Origin of the sequence: Stackebrandtia nassauensis DSM 44728, assembly GCF_000024545.1 — a bacterium.
Lineage (GTDB): Bacteria > Actinomycetota > Actinomycetes > Mycobacteriales > Micromonosporaceae > Stackebrandtia > Stackebrandtia nassauensis.
Genome location: NC_013947.1, coordinates 3,592,848 through 3,607,141, shown reverse-complemented (window position 1 = coordinate 3,607,141; position 14,294 = coordinate 3,592,848). Strand labels below are relative to the sequence as shown.

The following is a 14,294-nucleotide window of genomic DNA, read 5'->3' as shown; positions in this document are numbered from 1 at the left end:
AAAGAGTGGCCGAGCAAAGCGGCTCACGGCGGCAGGCTTGCCGGGTCGTAAGCCCCACCACCGAAGGACGAATCGTGAAAGCTTTGACCGCCGTCGGATACGGCCCGCTCGCCGACCTGACTTTCTCCGATGTAGACAAACCGGTTCCCGGTCCCGGGCAGGTGTTGGTCCGCACCGAGGCCGTGGCCCTCAACCCCTTGGACGTCAAGCTGGTGCTCGGCAGCGTGCGGGAGGTGTTCCCGGTTACCCACCCGTTCGTGGTCGGCATCGACGTGTCCGGCACCGTCGAGGCCGTCGGGCCCGACACGATCGGGTACGCGCCCGGCGACGCGGTGACGGCCATGAACCTCGGCGTCGCGGGTGCCGTCGCGGAGTACACGCTCGCCCAGACCGGGCCGCTGTTGACGCACCGGCCCGAGGGTGTGGACGCCCGGTCGGCGGCGGCGCTGCCAGCGGCCGGGCTGACCGCGCTGTCGTTGTTGCACCACTGTGTACCGGTCGCCGGACGCGACGTGTTGATCAGCGGCGCCACCGGGGGTGTCGGTTCGTTCGCGGTGCAGTTGTTCGCCGCCGCCGGTGCCCGGGTGCTGGCCACCGGCCGACCTGACGACACCGAGACGGTGCTTGGCTGGGGCGCCCATCACGTCATCGACTACACCGGCGGGAAGACCGCGCAGCTGGCCCGCGAGCTGGTTCCCGGCGGCGTCGATGTGGTGCTGGCGTTGGCCGAGGACGGCGCGGCACTGCCGGGCATCGCGGCGGCGGCCATCGACGAGGGCCTGGTGCTGACGTGCACCGAGCAGCCGACGGCCCTGGAACGTGGGGTCACGGTCGAACGGGTCGACCTGACCGCTCGGGACGGCGACCTGTCCGGGCTGGCAGCCCGGGTGAGCCTGGGGGAGTTGCGGGTCCCGGTCACGGGTGTGTACCCGTTCTCCGAAGCGCGAACGGCCTATGAGGACTTGGTCGGCAAGCACACCGTCGGCAAGCTCGTCGTGGAGTTCTAGGACGCCGAACCATAGTGGGCGGCCATCGTCGTGGCCCGATCGCGCAACGCCGCACGCAACGACTGCGGCGCAAGGGCTTCGGCGTCCGCACCAAGCTGCCACAGCGCCCACTCGGCGTGCCGCGAGTCCTGATAGGTCACCTCCAGCCGCAGCCAGCCGTCCGCGTCGGACTCCTCCGCGCGGACGGCAACCGCGCTGTTCAGCAGCTCCTCGCGCCGTCGCGGATCCACCCGCACCCGCACGCTCATGTGGCCCTCGGCCAGGAACTGGGCGCAGCGTTCCCGCCAGATCCGGTCCAGATCGACCCGGTCGGGTCGCCGCGCCGCCTCGGGCAGTTCCTCGGCGGCAGCCATCCGCGACAGCCGGTAGGTGCGGTCCGCGCCCGCTCGTGTGGCCAGCAGGTAGCCCCGGTCGCGCACGGTCACCAGGCCGATGGGGTCCACCGTGCGCCAGCGTGGCTCCTGGTCGGTGGCCGCGTAGCGGATGCGCAGCTTGTGCCCCGCGAGCACCGCGCGCCGCACCTCGGCCAGCACCGACTCGGGTACGTCCTCAGTGACCAGTCGCCGCGAGAGCAGGTCGGTCTCCGGCTCGACGAGGAACCGCTGGGCCGCGTCGTTGGCGCTGGCGCGATGGTTCTCCGGCAACGCGTCGACCACCTTGCGCATGGCCGAAGCGAGCGCCGAACTGAGGCCGAACACCTGCTCGCCGCGTCCGGATCCGGCGGTCAGCAGCGCCAGGGCCTCGTCGTGGTTCAACCCGGTCAGCTCGGTCCGGAAACCCGGCAGCAACGCGAAACCGCCGTGTCGGCCGCGTTCGGCGTAGACCGGGACGCCCGCCGCCGACAGCGCCTCGATGTCGCGCAGCACGGTGCGGGTCGACACCTCCAGTTCGCGCGCCAGCGTTTCGGCGGACAGCCGACCGCGCTGGCGCAGCAGCAGCACCAGCGAAACCAAGCGGTCGGCACGCATCCGAAAAGTCTATCGGAATACATGACACAAGATGTCGTGATTTGTTGTGAGGCTTGTTGCCGACAGCGTCAAACGACTCGAATGGAGCACAAGTGGCAATGGAACGAACAGCGGTCAACCCGGTGCAGTGGTCGGTGGAAATGGGGTTCAACCAGGGTGAGGTCGTCTCCGGGCACACCCGGACCCTGTACTGCTCCGGGCAGACCGCGATGAGCGACGACGGCAAGCCGCAGCACGACGGCGACATGGCCGCCCAGCTGGCGCTGAGCATCGACAACCTGGAGGCCGTACTCGCCGAGGCCGACATGTCGCTGGCCAACCTGGTGCGGCTCAACGTCTACACCACCGACGTCGATCTGCTGTTCCAGCACTACGGCGTGCTGGCGTCCCGGTTGGGCGCCGCCGGGGTGGCACCGACGACCACGATGCTCGGGGTGACCCGGCTGGCGATCCCCGGTCAGCTGATCGAACTGGAGGGAACCGCCGTCGCGTAACGCGACTTCGACGCCTCGGCTGCTCGTGCCAGGCACACTGGCACGAGCAGCAGGCAGACAGGTGAGAATCGATGGGCAAACTGGTGACGATCGGCGTCTACGACTTCGACGCCGAGTCCTTCCTACAGCGGCTGCGCCACGCCGACGTGCGGGTGTTGTTCGACGTCCGGCAGCGGCGTGGTGTCCGCGGATCCGAGTACGCCTGGGCGAACTCGCAACGGTTGCAGGCGGCCCTGGCCGAGGCCGGAATCGCCTACGAACACCATCCCGAGCTCGCCCCCACCACGGAGCTGCGCCGACTTCAGTACGCCGAGGACGATCGCAACAGCGTCGGGAAACGCTCGCGCCGCGAACTGGCCGATGAGTACATTCGCCGCTACACGGCCGAGATCCTCGACGGCGCCGACCTGGCACCGATCGTGTCGGCGCTGCCGAGCCACGGAACCGGGGCACTGTTCTGTGTGGAGCGCGACCCGGAGGCGTGCCACCGTTCACTGATCGCGCGGCTGCTGGCCGAGACGCAAGACGTCACGATCGAGCACCTGCGCCCGTCATGACCCGCGATGCGCGTCGAGCTCGGCCAGGATGTCATCCACCGGTCCGAAACTGACGATAGCCGTTGTCCCGCCCGCGATCTGGCCCCGCAACGGGTCCAGCGCCTCGCGGGCCCGAGCCGCCAGCGACGCGTCCTCCAAGCGGATCGCGGTATGTGCGGTGACCGCCCACAGCGCGTCGTACAGGTGGTCGGCGGCCGGTTCGGGCAACGCGGCAGCCGACCGGCGCGCCGCCGACGGGTCGTCCCGCGCGAGATCGATGAGCGGCTGCACCCAGGCACGATAGGGACCCCTGTCGAGATCCGGATCCACCGGCGCGGGCCGCCCGTGCCGCAACCGCAACGACAACAGCGCGAGCGGGAACATCCCGGCCTCCACCCCGGGCATACCGGCACCCGCCAGTTCCGTAGCCACAGCCCGGTACGCCCGCGCGGCCTCGGCGGGATCGCCGGACGCCTGCGCCAGTCGCATCGCGGCGAAGGCGGCGGTCAGGACGCGAACCAGCGGCGTCTCGTGGACGTCGGCCAGCCGCTCGGCCGCCGCGACATGGCGCTCGGCGGTATCGATGTCGCCCAGCGCCGCGCCGACCTGGATCTTGATGAGGTGACCGAGGATCTCGAACGTCGCCAGATCGTGCCGAGTGGACACCGCGATGAGTTCACTGGCGATGGCGTCGCGTTCGGCGGTGTTTCCCGGACGCTGGAAGGACTGCATGAACCGGCCGTTGAGCGCCAGCACCAGCACGTTCGGGTCGGACAGGTCGCGGGCGATGCGCTCGGCTTCGCGCGCGGCCTCGGCGGCCCACGCGTCGCGCGACCCCCGGTGTTCCAGCGCGACGGTGGCCAGCAGCCGCGCCCGAAGCGCCGCGGGGGCGTCCGACCCGAGCCGCAGCAGAGTGCGCCGGGTCGTCGCAACCAGCGCCCGCGACTGTTCGGGATCGTCGGCGCGCGACCACACGGCCGGGACGTCGTAGGCGGCGATGACACGAGCGGTGAGATCGGGGTCGTCGGTGCGCTCGGCCTCGGCGACGGCCGCCGCGCGTTGCCGCTGGGCCAGCACCAGGTTGGTGCCGCCGGTGATCGCCGCCGCACTGGCCACAGTGCTCATGGCGCGCAGCCGGGAGTAGGTCCCGCTCGCCTCGGTGCGGGTGAGCAGCCCCAGCCGGTTGCCGTCGCGGGCGGCGGGCGCCAGGTGCGCGGCGTGACGCAGGATGTCACGTTCGAGATCGTCGAGACCGGCCGCCGACTCCAACCCGAACCTGTCCAGCAGCCGCTCCCGAGCCGTGCGCAGTGTGGACAGTGCGTCGACCTGCCGGTCGGCCTGGTACAGGGCGTGGGACAGCAACACCCAGGCGTGCTCGCGCCACGGATGCGAGGCCGCGAACGCCTCCAGCTCCGCCACCAGCGACTCGCCGCGCCCCAGGTCGATCACCGCCCGCGCGCGCAACTCGACCGCCTGGAGGTGAAGCTCGCCCAGCCGGGCGCGCTCGCGGACCACCCACGCCGAGGCGTCGAGATCGGCGTACGGTTCGCCGTCCCACCAAGCGATCGCGTCGGTCAGCGCGGCAGCCGCGTCCTGACCGGACTGATCCCGGGCGGCGCGCAGCGTGTCCTCGAACCGGTGCGCGTCCACGCGCTCGCGCGGCACCCGCAGCGCGTACCCGGTGCCGACGGTCTCGATGAGCCGTGAGCGGCCCCGCGGCGAACGCTGCGGCTCCAACGCGCGCCGCAGCTCCGACACGAAGGTGCGCACCGTGCCGGTGGCCGTGGACGGCGGGTCGTCCCACAGGTCCTCGACGAGCGCCCGCAGCGACACCGCGCGGCCCCCGGCGGCCACCAGCCGACCCAGCAGCTCACGCCGCCGCTGACTGCCCACCGCGACCGGACCGCCCGCCGCGTCGGTGACCCGCACCGGCCCCAGCACCTTGATGAGGATGTCCACCCGCCGATTGTCGTCGATGCCGCGCCGTTCGTCGCTGATCCACTGCTAATCCGCTCGCCGGATGCTCGGAAGCGTTCCCGCCGCCGAAACGTCAGCGGCCCGACTCAAGGAGACGACGATGACCATCACCATCCCGGGATTCGACACCAAAGCGATCGACGTCGCCGACGGCGTCAGCCTCAACGCGGCTGTCGGCGGCGACGGCCCCGCGATCATCCTGCTGCACGGCTTCCCGCAGACCCACCTGATGTGGCGGCACGTGGCTCCCGTACTCGCCGAACACCACACCGTGATCGCGCCCGACCTTCGCGGCTACGGCGCCAGCGCCAAACCCGCCGCACTCGACCCGGACACCTACTCCAAGCGCACCATGGCCGCCGACATCGTCGGCCTGGCCGACGCGCTGGGCATCGACCGGTTCACCCTCGTCGGCCACGATCGCGGCGCCCACGTCGCCTTCCGCGCGGGACTGGACCACCCGAATCGCGTCAGCCAGCTGGGAATCCTCGACATCCTGCCGACTTTGGACACGTGGAACGTCCTTCAGGGAGTCAACGCGGCGGTGGCCTTCCATCTGTACCTGATGGCGCAGCCGGTCGGCCTTCCCGAGCAGATGATCGCCAACAGCAGCGACGCCTTCTTCGGGTTCTTCCTCGACGCGTGGAACACCGGACCCGACGCGATCCCGGCCGACGTGCGCGCCGAATACCTGAACGCCAGCCGCCAGGCGGTGGACTCGATCGTCGCCGACGTCCGGGCCACCGCGACCATCGACATCGAACACGACCAGGCCGATCTCGACGCCGGTAACCGACTGGCCATGCCGGTGACGGTCATCCAGCAGGACTGGGGTCAGCAGCTCGGCTTCGACGCGGCCGCGACCTGGCGGCCCTGGGCCGCCGACCTGGAGCACTTCACCACCCGGGCGGGCCACTTCATGGCCGAAACCGCGCCCGACGACATCGCGACGCTGATCCTCAACCTGGCGAAACGGTGACCCCGACGGCTACGGCTGGATCTGGATCTCCGGCGACGGCTGCCCGGCCTGCACCGGCGTGGGGATGACCGGCGCGGTCATCGGATAGTCGAGGGGCGTGGCCGGGACGGCGTGGGGCTGGGCGGCGGTGATGTGCGGCAGCCACCGCCACCGCGCGATCGTGCGCAGCTGGCCCGCGACATACTGCGCCGCCGGATCCGGGTTGTACCGGATGGCCTCGGCCAGCATCATGGTCTCTCGCGGGTCGCGCATGTGCCGACTGGCCACATGACACAACTCCACTGGGATCTGGAAGTCGTCCTCGCGAAACAGGATCAGCACCGGATGGAACGGCACGAAGTACTGCGCGGGCAGCGGCCCCAGGTTGACCCCGGCCAGCGGACTGCGGTTGATCTGGTTGTCCCGGTTGGCCACCAGCGTCCGCTTGCCCTCGGCCAACTGCTGGGTGGCGTTGTCGCTGCGTTGCCCGCCGACCAGCTCCAGCCGCATCCGGGTCCGCGACAGGTCGAACACGTTGGCGCGCGCGGCCCCCACCAGACCGACCACGGTCAGCTGGGTTCCGTTGAGGTACAGGCACTGCCGGGCCTGCTTGTCGCGGGTGAACCCCACCAGCCACGGCAGTCCGGCGAACAACGGCAGCCCGCACCCGTAGCCCAACGCGATATAGCCGATCATGTCGCCGGTCGAACCACCCTCCTTGGCGACGTTCTCCACGGCGAGGTACGGCATGATGACCAGCACGAAAGCACCGATGACGTATCCGGCGATCTTGAACCGCTTCCCCGACGCGGCCAAAGAGGCATCAGCGGGGCCGATACCGGCGGGCATGCGGTAACCGCCGGGCGAGGAGTTACCCATCTACATCGCCGCCATCGACGTGATGGTCAGCTCCACCTGTCCGGCCTCGTCACTGGCGGGCAGGTCCACCTCGGCGTTGATGCGCCAGTCGTGGTCGCCGTCGGGATCGTCCACGATCTGCGACACCCGCCAGGTGTGCGGCTGCTTGTCGATCAGCAGCATCGCCGCCGAGCGCGCGTTCGCACCGGTACCGATGTCGTCGTGGGCCTCGAAATACCCGTCCAGGGCGGCCTCCCAGTCCTCGACGGACAGACCGGTCTCCAGTCCCGCCAGCTCCTCGGGACGGTCCAGGGCCGCCAGCTCCACGTGCCGGAACATCGCGTTGCGGACCGCGACGGTGAAGGCACGCTCGTTGGCGGTGATGGCGCTGGAGGCCTCCTTGGGGACGATGACGGTGTCCTCGTCGTCCTTCGGGTTGGACAGTTGCTGCCATTCGTCCAGCAGACTGGAGTCGACCTGACGCACCACCTCGCCCAGCCACGCGACCAGGTCGTGGATCTCCTCGGTCTTGGCGTCGTCGGGGATCGTCTGGTCCAGGGCCTTGTAGGCGCTGGCCAGGTACCGCAGCACGATGCCCTCGGCACGCGACAGGTCGTAGAAGGCGATGTACTCGCCGAAGGTCATGGCGCGTTCGTACAGGTCCCGGGCCACCGACTTGGGCCGCAGCGGATGGTCGCGGATCCACGGATGGGTGCGCCCGTAGGCGTCGTAGGCGGCCTCCAGCAACTCTTCCAGCGGCTTGGGATGGGTGATCTCAGCGACGCGTTCGACGCGCTCGTCGTACTCGATGCCGTCGGCCTTCATCTGCGCGACCGCCTCGCCGCGGGCCCGGGACTGCTGCGCGGCCAGCACCTGCCGCGGGTCCTCCAAAGTGGCCTCGATGATGCTCAGGGTGTCGAGCCCATGGTGGATGTCCTCGGGGTCGAGCAGTTCGTAGGCGGCCAGCGCCAACGGCGACAGCGGCTGGTTGAGCGCGAACGTCGTGTCCAGGTCGACGGTGAGCCGCTGCCGGCGTCCGGTGCGGTCGGGTTCGGGCAGCTCCTCCACGATGCCCGCCGCCAGCAGCGACCGGTACATCGCGATCGCCTCGGAGATCAGCTTGCGCTGGATCCCCGGCGGCGCGTGGTTGTCGGTCAACAGCGACCGCATCGCGTCGAAGGCGTTGCCGGGTCGGGCGATGACGTTGATGAGCATCGCGTTGGACACCCTGAACCGGCTGGTGAGCGGCTCGGGCGGCGACTCCTGCAGCTTCTGGAACGTCTCCTCCGACCAGCCGACGAACCCCTCCGGCGCGGACTTCTTCTTGATCTTGCGCAGCTTCTTCGGGTCGTCACCGGCCTTGGTGATCGCCTTCTGGTTCTCGATGACGTGCTCGGGGGCCTGCGCGACCACCAGCCCCTCGGTGTCGAACCCGGCACGCCCGGCCCGGCCCGCGATCTGGTGGAACTCGCGGGAGCGCAGCCTGCGGGTGCGCTGGCCGTCGTACTTGGTCAGGCCGGTGAACAGGACGGTGCGGATCGGGACGTTGACCCCGACTCCGAGCGTGTCGGTGCCGCAGATGATCTTCAGCAGCCCGGCCTGGGCGAGCCGTTCGACCAGGCGCCGGTACTTGGGCAGCATCCCGGCGTGGTGGACGCCGATGCCGTGTTTGACCAGCCGGGACAGCATCTTCCCGAACTTGGTGGTGAACCGGAAACCGCCGATCAGGTCGTTGATGGCGGCCTTCTCCTCCTTGGTGCACACGTTGATGCTCATCAGCGCCGAGGCCTGCTCCATCGCGGCGGCCTGCGTGAAGTGAACAATGTAGACCGGTGCCTTGTCGTCGCGCAGCAGCAGTTCGATGGTCTGCTGCAACGGTTCGGTGGAGTAGCGGTAGTACAGCGGCACCGGCCGGGTGCCCGAGGTGATGGCCGTGGTGGTGCGTCCGGTGCGCCGGGTGAGGTCCTTCTCGAAGAACGACGTGTCGCCCAGCGTCGCCGACATGAGCACGAACTGGGTGCGCGGCAGCTCCAGCAGCGGCACCTGCCAGGCCCAGCCGCGGTCGGGTTCGGCGTAGAAGTGGAACTCGTCCATGACGACCTGCCCGACGTCGGCGTAGTCGCCGTCGCGAAACGCGATGTTGGCCAGGACCTCGGCGGTGCAGCAGATCAGCGGGGCGTCGGCGTTGACGGAGGCGTCGCCGGTCATCATGCCGACGTTGTCGGTGCCGAACAGCTCGCACAGGTCGAAGAACTTCTCGCTGACCAACGCCTTGATGGGCGCGGTGTAGAAACTGGTGCGGTTCTCCGACAGCGCCGCGAAGTGAGCACCGGCGGCGATGAGGCTCTTGCCGGACCCCGTCGGCGTCGACACGATGACGTTGTTTCCCGACACGATCTCCATGACCGCTTCTTCCTGCGCGTCGTACAGGCTGAAACCCGCCTCCACGGCCCAGTCGGTGAACGCCGAGAAAATGGCGTCGGGATCGGGCGTGGCGGGGAAGCGGTCGGCGAGATTCACCCGATCATGGTGCCCCGTCGCTTGGGGGCGGCGCGCGCGAGGTGGCAGGATCGACGCTCATGAGCGGTGTTTTCCACACCTTGACGGTGGAGCTGACGACCGGCACCAAAGCGGCCGCGCGCGATATCAGCGGGGAGTGCGAGTCGTTCCTGCGCGAACACGGGGCCAACAACGGCCTGCTCAACGTGTTCGTGCCGCACGCGACGGCGGGCCTGGCCATCATCGAGACCGGCGCGGGCAGCGACACGGACCTGCTGGCGGCCATCGACCACCTGCTGCCTCGCGACGACCGGTGGCGGCATTCGCACGGATCCCCCGGGCACGGCCGCGACCACGTCCTGCCGGGTTTCGTCGCCCCGTACGCCACCGTCCCGGTGGTGTCGGGTGCGCTGACACTGGGCACCTGGCAGTCGATCGTCCTCATCGACACCAATGTCGACAATCCGCGCCGCCAGGTGCGGCTGACGTTCCTGGGCGCTTAAGCAGCGCTGCTACCGTTGTCGCGCATGGGAATCTGGGACGCCGTGCGACCGCTGCTGCTGGCGTGCACGGCCACGACGGTGCGAACCGTGGTACCCGCCGCGGACTCCGGCCGACACCTGCGGGCCGTGGCCTTGTTCAACCTGTACGTCGACGGCGAACAGGTGCACTTTCCCAGCCTGGCGGCGGTGGTCGAACCGGTCACGTCGCGCCCGGCGGGGGACCTGTACGACGCCGACTGGAATCCGGCCGACTGGCCCGACGACGACATCGACTACCAGACGAGTGAACTGACCGCGGCCATCGCCGAGGGCGAAGCCGTGATGGCGACGGCCTCGGCGTCGGACTTCGCCCATCACGAACGCAACCTGCGCGCCATGCTGGTGCGGACGGCGAAACAACTCCGAGACGAACTCGTCGGTCTGCCGGGCGTGTCGCCGGATCTGGTGGTGATGTTCTACGACCACGACTGCGCCGACCTCGAGAACCTGGTACGTCGCGCCGTCGGTGCCGCCGCGTTCCGGTCACTGTTCCCGTCCCAGGACGCCGACGCGCGGGAACGCGCGCGGATCGACGCTCTGCCACTGCCGCAACGGATCCCGTTCCTGCTGTCCCGGCTGGGGGAGTTCGACGGCGCGATCAACAGCGAGGAGGCGTTCGAACGTCTGCGCGCCATCGGCGGCGACGCCGTACCCGCGCTGGTCGCGCAACTGTCCCAAGACGACTACCAGTGGAGCGTGCCGAAACTGCTCGCCCACATCGGCGACACCCGCGCCGAGGTGATCGACGCCCTGCGCGAGTGCGCACGGCGAGGCGACGGCCGGACCAGCGACGCCCTGGCGCTGTTGGGCGACGGCGACTGGCTGCACGCGCGCCTGCCCGATCCCGCCGCCGCGAGGGGCCTGTGCTGTCCCTACCTGTCGTGGCAGGACTACGCGAACCCCGAAGCGCCCCTGGACTACGGACGGCTGTCGGCCCTGCTGGACCATTCGCCCCCGGTCGCCGAACTCGCCGAGGCACACCTGGCACCGGGCCGAAGCCTGCGCGAACTGCGACGCGAGGACATCGCCGTCGCCATCGCGGGCACCGAACACCCCCACGCCGTGATCCGCCGCCACGCCACCTCACTGCTGGCCGACAGCCGGTTCCGCGACCGCCGGGTGACCTCGGCGCTGCGAGCCCGGCTCGACGACGAAGACCCCGCGGTGCGACACCTGGCGAGGCTGGGCACCGGCTCACCACCACAACGGACATACTGACGATCGCACCATCGCTTCGACTGCCACCCGACCATCGAGACCAGGAGTTCACATGACGCAGCAACCACCGTCCTCCTTCGCCCGCCGTTCGCTACTGGGCGGGGCCGCCGCGCTCGTGGGCGGTTCGGTGCTGGGCGTGAGCACGTCGGGCACCGCCGCCGCGCACAAACCCACCATCGTCCGGCCCCGCAAACTCAGTGAAGGCGACGTGGTGATGCTGGTGTCGCCGGGCGGTTCCCCCAACGCCACCTCCGTCGACAAGGGAATCGCGCTGCTGGAGAGCTGGGGGCTCACGGTTCGCGTCGCCGAACACGCCCTCGACAAGTTCGGCTACCTGTCGGCGCCCGACGCCGACCGGCTCGCCGACCTCAACGCGGCCCTGGCCGACCCCGAGGTCCGCGCCGTCATGGCCACCCGCGGCGGCTACGGTACCCAGCGCATCATCGACGAGGTCGAGTTCCCCGACGCCGACCCCAAGCTCATCATCGGATACAGCGACATCACCGCCCTGCACCTGGCCGCCTACAAGCGCGCCGACACCGCCAGTCTCCACGCCCCGATGGCCGCCTGGAACTCCAACAACACCGCCGAAACCGAGAAGGCGCTGCGCGGCGCCCTGTTCACGACCGACCCGGTGGTCCTGACCCGCGACCCGGCCGAACCCACCGCCGGCGTCGAGGTCGCCGGTACCGCGTCGGGCATCCTGTTGGGCGGCAACCTGTCCATGCTGTGCTCCGAACCCGAGAACCGCAACGGCCTCGACCTCGACGACGCGATCCTGTTCATCGAGGACGTCGGCGAATCACCGTACCGAGTGGACCGACTGCTCACCGAACTGCTGCGCGCCGGAACCCTGAAGCACGTCGCCGGTGTCGCCATCGGACAGTTCACCGACAGCACCGGCAACCCCGGCGACTGGACCGTCGCCGAGGTACTGCGCGACCGGCTCACCCCACTGGGAGTCCCCGTCATCGGCGGTCTGCGCATCGGCCACGGCGCCGACCCCCGGGTCATGCCACTGGGCGTGCCCGCCGAACTCGACACCAAGGCGGGCACCCTCACCGTGGAGGCCGCCGTGGCGGACTAGCGCCGCGAGGAACCCTCGCCAGCGCCCCGGTACCGGAAGTGCCGCCCCGCGTCGAAATCAGGCACGGGCTGGTATGTGTTGACGCCCCTGTCGCCGCGAAGCCACAACGCGCTGGGGAAGGGCTGTTCGTCACCGGTGATGCGCGTCGACGTCGGAATGTAGCGAATGGTCAGTCCGCAGCGACGCTTCGCCGAAGTGTTGGCGTTGCTGCCGTGCACGATGTTGGGGTGGTGGACCTCGACGTCACCGGGCGCCAGCACCATGTCGACGGCGCGGGCCTCGTCCACCTCGACCGCGATCTCCGCGCCGAGGACGTTGTCGACCTCCGCGGCGTCCCGGGTCGCCGCGGTCGGGGTGGTGTGACTGCCGGGAATGAGCCGCACGCAACCGTTCTCGGGAGTGGAGTGGTCCACCGCCAACCACAACGTGACGACCTCCATCGGCTCCAGCGGCCAGAACGCCGCGTCCTGGTGCCACAGGACCGGCTGCCCGGAGAACGGCGGCTTGCTGATGTAGTGCGAGGCGAACAAGGCGATGTCCGGGCCGACGAACAGTTCCGCGATGTCGACCAGCCGGTCGTCGGAGACCAGCCGAATCCAGAAGGGATCGTCGCGCAGGTACTGGTGCCCCAGCTGTTCGGGACGCACGTCGGGATGCTTGCGCTGCAACCACTCCACGTGATCGCTGGCCTCGGCGACCAGCTCGGCGTCGAGGACGTCACGGAAGATCGCGTAGCCGTCACGGTGGTACTGCTCGAGAACGGTTGCCTGGTCGACCATGGGTGACACCCTAGGCGAGATTTCGCCGAACGCGGCGGCGAATTCGTTTGAGTTCGTTCGCATGCGTTGGGGCAACGGCGAAAGGCTGCCTAACATGCCGCAATGCGAAAACAAGTGTTCATCGCCGCCGCGGTCGCCGCGGTCCTCGTCACCGGTTCGGCAGTAGCCCTGGCCGACCCCTTCGACGCCGGTTCCGGCTCTGACAAGTCCACATTGAATAACGACTTGCTGAACCAGAAGATCGAGGCCCTGCACGAGGCTGGCGCCCCGGGTGTCATCGCCGAGGTCCGCGACGGTGACGGCGTGTGGGAAGGCTCCGCCGGTGAGCGGGTCATCGGCGACAACAAGAAACCCGACCCCACCGACCGGGTCCGGGTCGCCAGTCTCACCAAGTCCATGATCGCGACCGTCACCCTGCAGTTGGCCGACGAAGGCGAAGTGGACCTCGACGCCCCCATTGACGAATACCTGCCCGACGTCCTGCGCTACGAAGAGACCATCACGGTGCGGCAGCTGCTGAACCACACCAGCGGCCTGCGCGACTACTTCGTCCACATCTACGGATCGCTGCACAATGGTGACCCCTCCGACGTGCGCACCAACCGGTTGAACAAGTACACGCCCAAAGAGATCATCGGCATGGCGACCGAAGAGCCCCTGCTGTTCGAGCCTGGCACCAAGTTCTCCTACGCCAACACCGGTTACACCGTGATCGGTCTGCTGATCGAGAAACTCACCGGCAAGTCGATTCAGGACGCTGTCGACGAGCGGGTGCTGGAACCGGCGGGAATGAACGACTCCTACCTGGCCAAGGAAGGCCAGCTGATCGTGGACGGTCCGCACCCCAACGGTTACTTCGACAACGGTGACGGCACGGAGATGATCGACGTCTCCGACATCGACCCGTCGCAGTTCTGGTCCGGTGTCGCGGCGGTGTCCAGCCCGCGCGACATCAACCGCTTCTACCGGGCCATGTCCGACGGAACCCTGCTCACCCCCGAGCGGCTGGCCGAGGCCCGCGACCTCACCCCGCAGTCGGACAAGACCTACGGCCTGGGCCTGGACTCGTTCAAGGTCCCGGACAACTGCGCGCCGGTACCGAGCAAGGCCGCCTACGGACACACCGGTGACGGACTGGGCTACATCACCTTCTCCGGCAGCTCCCCGGACGGGGAACGTCAGGTGACCTTCGCCTTCACACTCGGATACGAACTCAACCCCACTGTCACCGAGAAACTGCGGAAGGCATGGCGGGGTCTCTTCTACGCCGGACTGTGCGATATCGACACCGACAAGCCGACCGTCGCCAAGACCCTGCCGGACGAGGACCCGCTGAGCCTGCAAGCGACGTTCCGCCAGACCTGATTCCCC

The 14,294-nt window shown here is 69.2% G+C and carries 13 protein-coding genes; 8 read left to right on the top strand and 5 right to left on the bottom strand.

From position 1 onward, the window contains the following. Positions 1-74 precede the first annotated feature (74 nt). Complete coding sequence (locus SNAS_RS16775) at positions 75-1,007, top strand: NADP-dependent oxidoreductase (RefSeq protein WP_013018638.1); 933 nt, start codon at positions 75-77, stop codon at positions 1,005-1,007. On the opposite strand, the gene SNAS_RS16770 is transcribed toward SNAS_RS16775, so the two are convergent. Next, positions 1,004-1,975: a helix-turn-helix transcriptional regulator gene (locus SNAS_RS16770; protein ID WP_013018637.1), complete on the bottom strand. Its 972-nt coding sequence runs from the start codon at positions 1,973-1,975 to the stop codon at positions 1,004-1,006. The genes SNAS_RS16775 and SNAS_RS16770 overlap by 4 nt on opposite strands. Before the next feature lie 98 nt (positions 1,976-2,073). Here SNAS_RS16770 and SNAS_RS16765 point away from each other — a divergent pair, with 98 nt between their 5' ends. Together SNAS_RS16765 and SNAS_RS16760 are read left to right on the top strand one after the other, a co-directional pair. Further along, positions 2,074-2,469 carry a RidA family protein gene (locus SNAS_RS16765; protein ID WP_013018636.1) on the top strand — a complete coding sequence of 132 codons (396 nt, stop codon included), beginning with the start codon at positions 2,074-2,076 and terminating at the stop codon, positions 2,467-2,469. Between the two features lie 71 nt (positions 2,470-2,540). Beyond that, the gene (locus SNAS_RS16760; protein WP_013018635.1) at positions 2,541-3,026 is read left to right on the top strand and encodes a DUF488 domain-containing protein; all 486 of its coding nucleotides are present in this window, start codon (positions 2,541-2,543) and stop codon (positions 3,024-3,026) included. Here the strand turns inward: SNAS_RS16760 and SNAS_RS16755 are convergent. Next, complete coding sequence (locus SNAS_RS16755; protein WP_013018634.1) at positions 3,021-4,964, bottom strand: AfsR/SARP family transcriptional regulator; 1,944 nt, start codon at positions 4,962-4,964, stop codon at positions 3,021-3,023. The two genes, SNAS_RS16760 and SNAS_RS16755, sit on opposite strands and share 6 nt — an antisense overlap. A 118-nt stretch (positions 4,965-5,082) precedes the next feature. On the opposite strand from SNAS_RS16755, the gene SNAS_RS16750 reads away from it, so the two are divergent. Continuing rightward, positions 5,083-5,961 carry an alpha/beta fold hydrolase gene (locus SNAS_RS16750; RefSeq protein WP_013018633.1) on the top strand — a complete coding sequence of 293 codons (879 nt, stop codon included), beginning with the start codon at positions 5,083-5,085 and terminating at the stop codon, positions 5,959-5,961. A gap of 9 nt (positions 5,962-5,970) precedes the next feature. On the opposite strand, the gene SNAS_RS16745 is transcribed toward SNAS_RS16750, so the two are convergent. Further along, the gene (locus tag SNAS_RS16745) at positions 5,971-6,819 is read right to left on the bottom strand and encodes a hypothetical protein (RefSeq protein WP_013018632.1); all 849 of its coding nucleotides are present in this window, start codon (positions 6,817-6,819) and stop codon (positions 5,971-5,973) included. Next, entirely contained in the window at positions 6,820-9,318 is a 2,499-nt protein-coding gene (locus tag SNAS_RS16740) for a DEAD/DEAH box helicase (RefSeq protein ID WP_013018631.1), read from the bottom strand. Positions 9,319-9,377: 59 nt separating this feature from the next. Between SNAS_RS16740 and SNAS_RS16735 the strand changes: the two genes are divergently transcribed. From SNAS_RS16735 to SNAS_RS16725, 3 genes are read left to right on the top strand one after another with little or no spacing between them, the layout of a single operon-like run. After that, positions 9,378-9,800 (top strand): secondary thiamine-phosphate synthase enzyme YjbQ, encoded by a 423-nt coding sequence (locus SNAS_RS16735; RefSeq protein WP_013018630.1) that lies wholly within the window; start codon positions 9,378-9,380, stop codon positions 9,798-9,800. Between the two features lie 24 nt (positions 9,801-9,824). Beyond that, positions 9,825-11,057: a hypothetical protein gene (locus tag SNAS_RS16730; RefSeq protein WP_013018629.1), complete on the top strand. Its 1,233-nt coding sequence runs from the start codon at positions 9,825-9,827 to the stop codon at positions 11,055-11,057. A 52-nt stretch (positions 11,058-11,109) separates the two neighbouring features. Beyond that, complete coding sequence (locus SNAS_RS16725) at positions 11,110-12,144, top strand: S66 peptidase family protein (protein WP_013018628.1); 1,035 nt, start codon at positions 11,110-11,112, stop codon at positions 12,142-12,144. Here the strand turns inward: SNAS_RS16725 and SNAS_RS16720 are convergent. Beyond that, a complete protein-coding gene (locus SNAS_RS16720) occupies positions 12,141-12,923 on the bottom strand; it encodes a phytanoyl-CoA dioxygenase family protein (RefSeq protein ID WP_013018627.1) in 783 nt (260 codons plus the stop codon). The genes SNAS_RS16725 and SNAS_RS16720 overlap by 4 nt on opposite strands. Positions 12,924-13,025: 102 nt before the next feature. Here SNAS_RS16720 and SNAS_RS16715 point away from each other — a divergent pair, with 102 nt between their 5' ends. After that, positions 13,026-14,288, top strand: a complete 1,263-nt coding sequence (locus SNAS_RS16715; RefSeq protein WP_013018626.1) for a serine hydrolase domain-containing protein — start codon at positions 13,026-13,028, stop codon at positions 14,286-14,288. The last annotated feature ends 6 nt before the right edge of the window (positions 14,289-14,294 follow it).

Excerpts from the sequence above, each read along its gene's own strand:
- SNAS_RS16730 (WP_013018629.1), top strand. The coding sequence starts at position 9,825 with ATGGGAATCTGGGACGCCGTGCGACCGCTGCTGCTGGCGTGCACGGCC.
- SNAS_RS16760 (WP_013018635.1), top strand. The coding sequence starts at position 2,541 with ATGGGCAAACTGGTGACGATCGGCGTCTACGACTTCGACGCCGAGTCC.
- SNAS_RS16765 (WP_013018636.1), top strand. The coding sequence starts at position 2,074 with ATGGAACGAACAGCGGTCAACCCGGTGCAGTGGTCGGTGGAAATGGGG.
- SNAS_RS16725 (WP_013018628.1), top strand. The coding sequence starts at position 11,110 with ATGACGCAGCAACCACCGTCCTCCTTCGCCCGCCGTTCGCTACTGGGC.
- SNAS_RS16770 (WP_013018637.1), bottom strand. The coding sequence starts at position 1,975 with ATGCGTGCCGACCGCTTGGTTTCGCTGGTGCTGCTGCTGCGCCAGCGC.
- SNAS_RS16745 (WP_013018632.1), bottom strand. The coding sequence starts at position 6,819 with ATGGGTAACTCCTCGCCCGGCGGTTACCGCATGCCCGCCGGTATCGGC.
- SNAS_RS16750 (WP_013018633.1), top strand. The coding sequence starts at position 5,083 with ATGACCATCACCATCCCGGGATTCGACACCAAAGCGATCGACGTCGCC.
- SNAS_RS16735 (WP_013018630.1), top strand. The coding sequence starts at position 9,378 with ATGAGCGGTGTTTTCCACACCTTGACGGTGGAGCTGACGACCGGCACC.
- SNAS_RS16720 (WP_013018627.1), bottom strand. The coding sequence starts at position 12,923 with ATGGTCGACCAGGCAACCGTTCTCGAGCAGTACCACCGTGACGGCTAC.
- SNAS_RS16715 (WP_013018626.1), top strand. The coding sequence starts at position 13,026 with ATGCGAAAACAAGTGTTCATCGCCGCCGCGGTCGCCGCGGTCCTCGTC.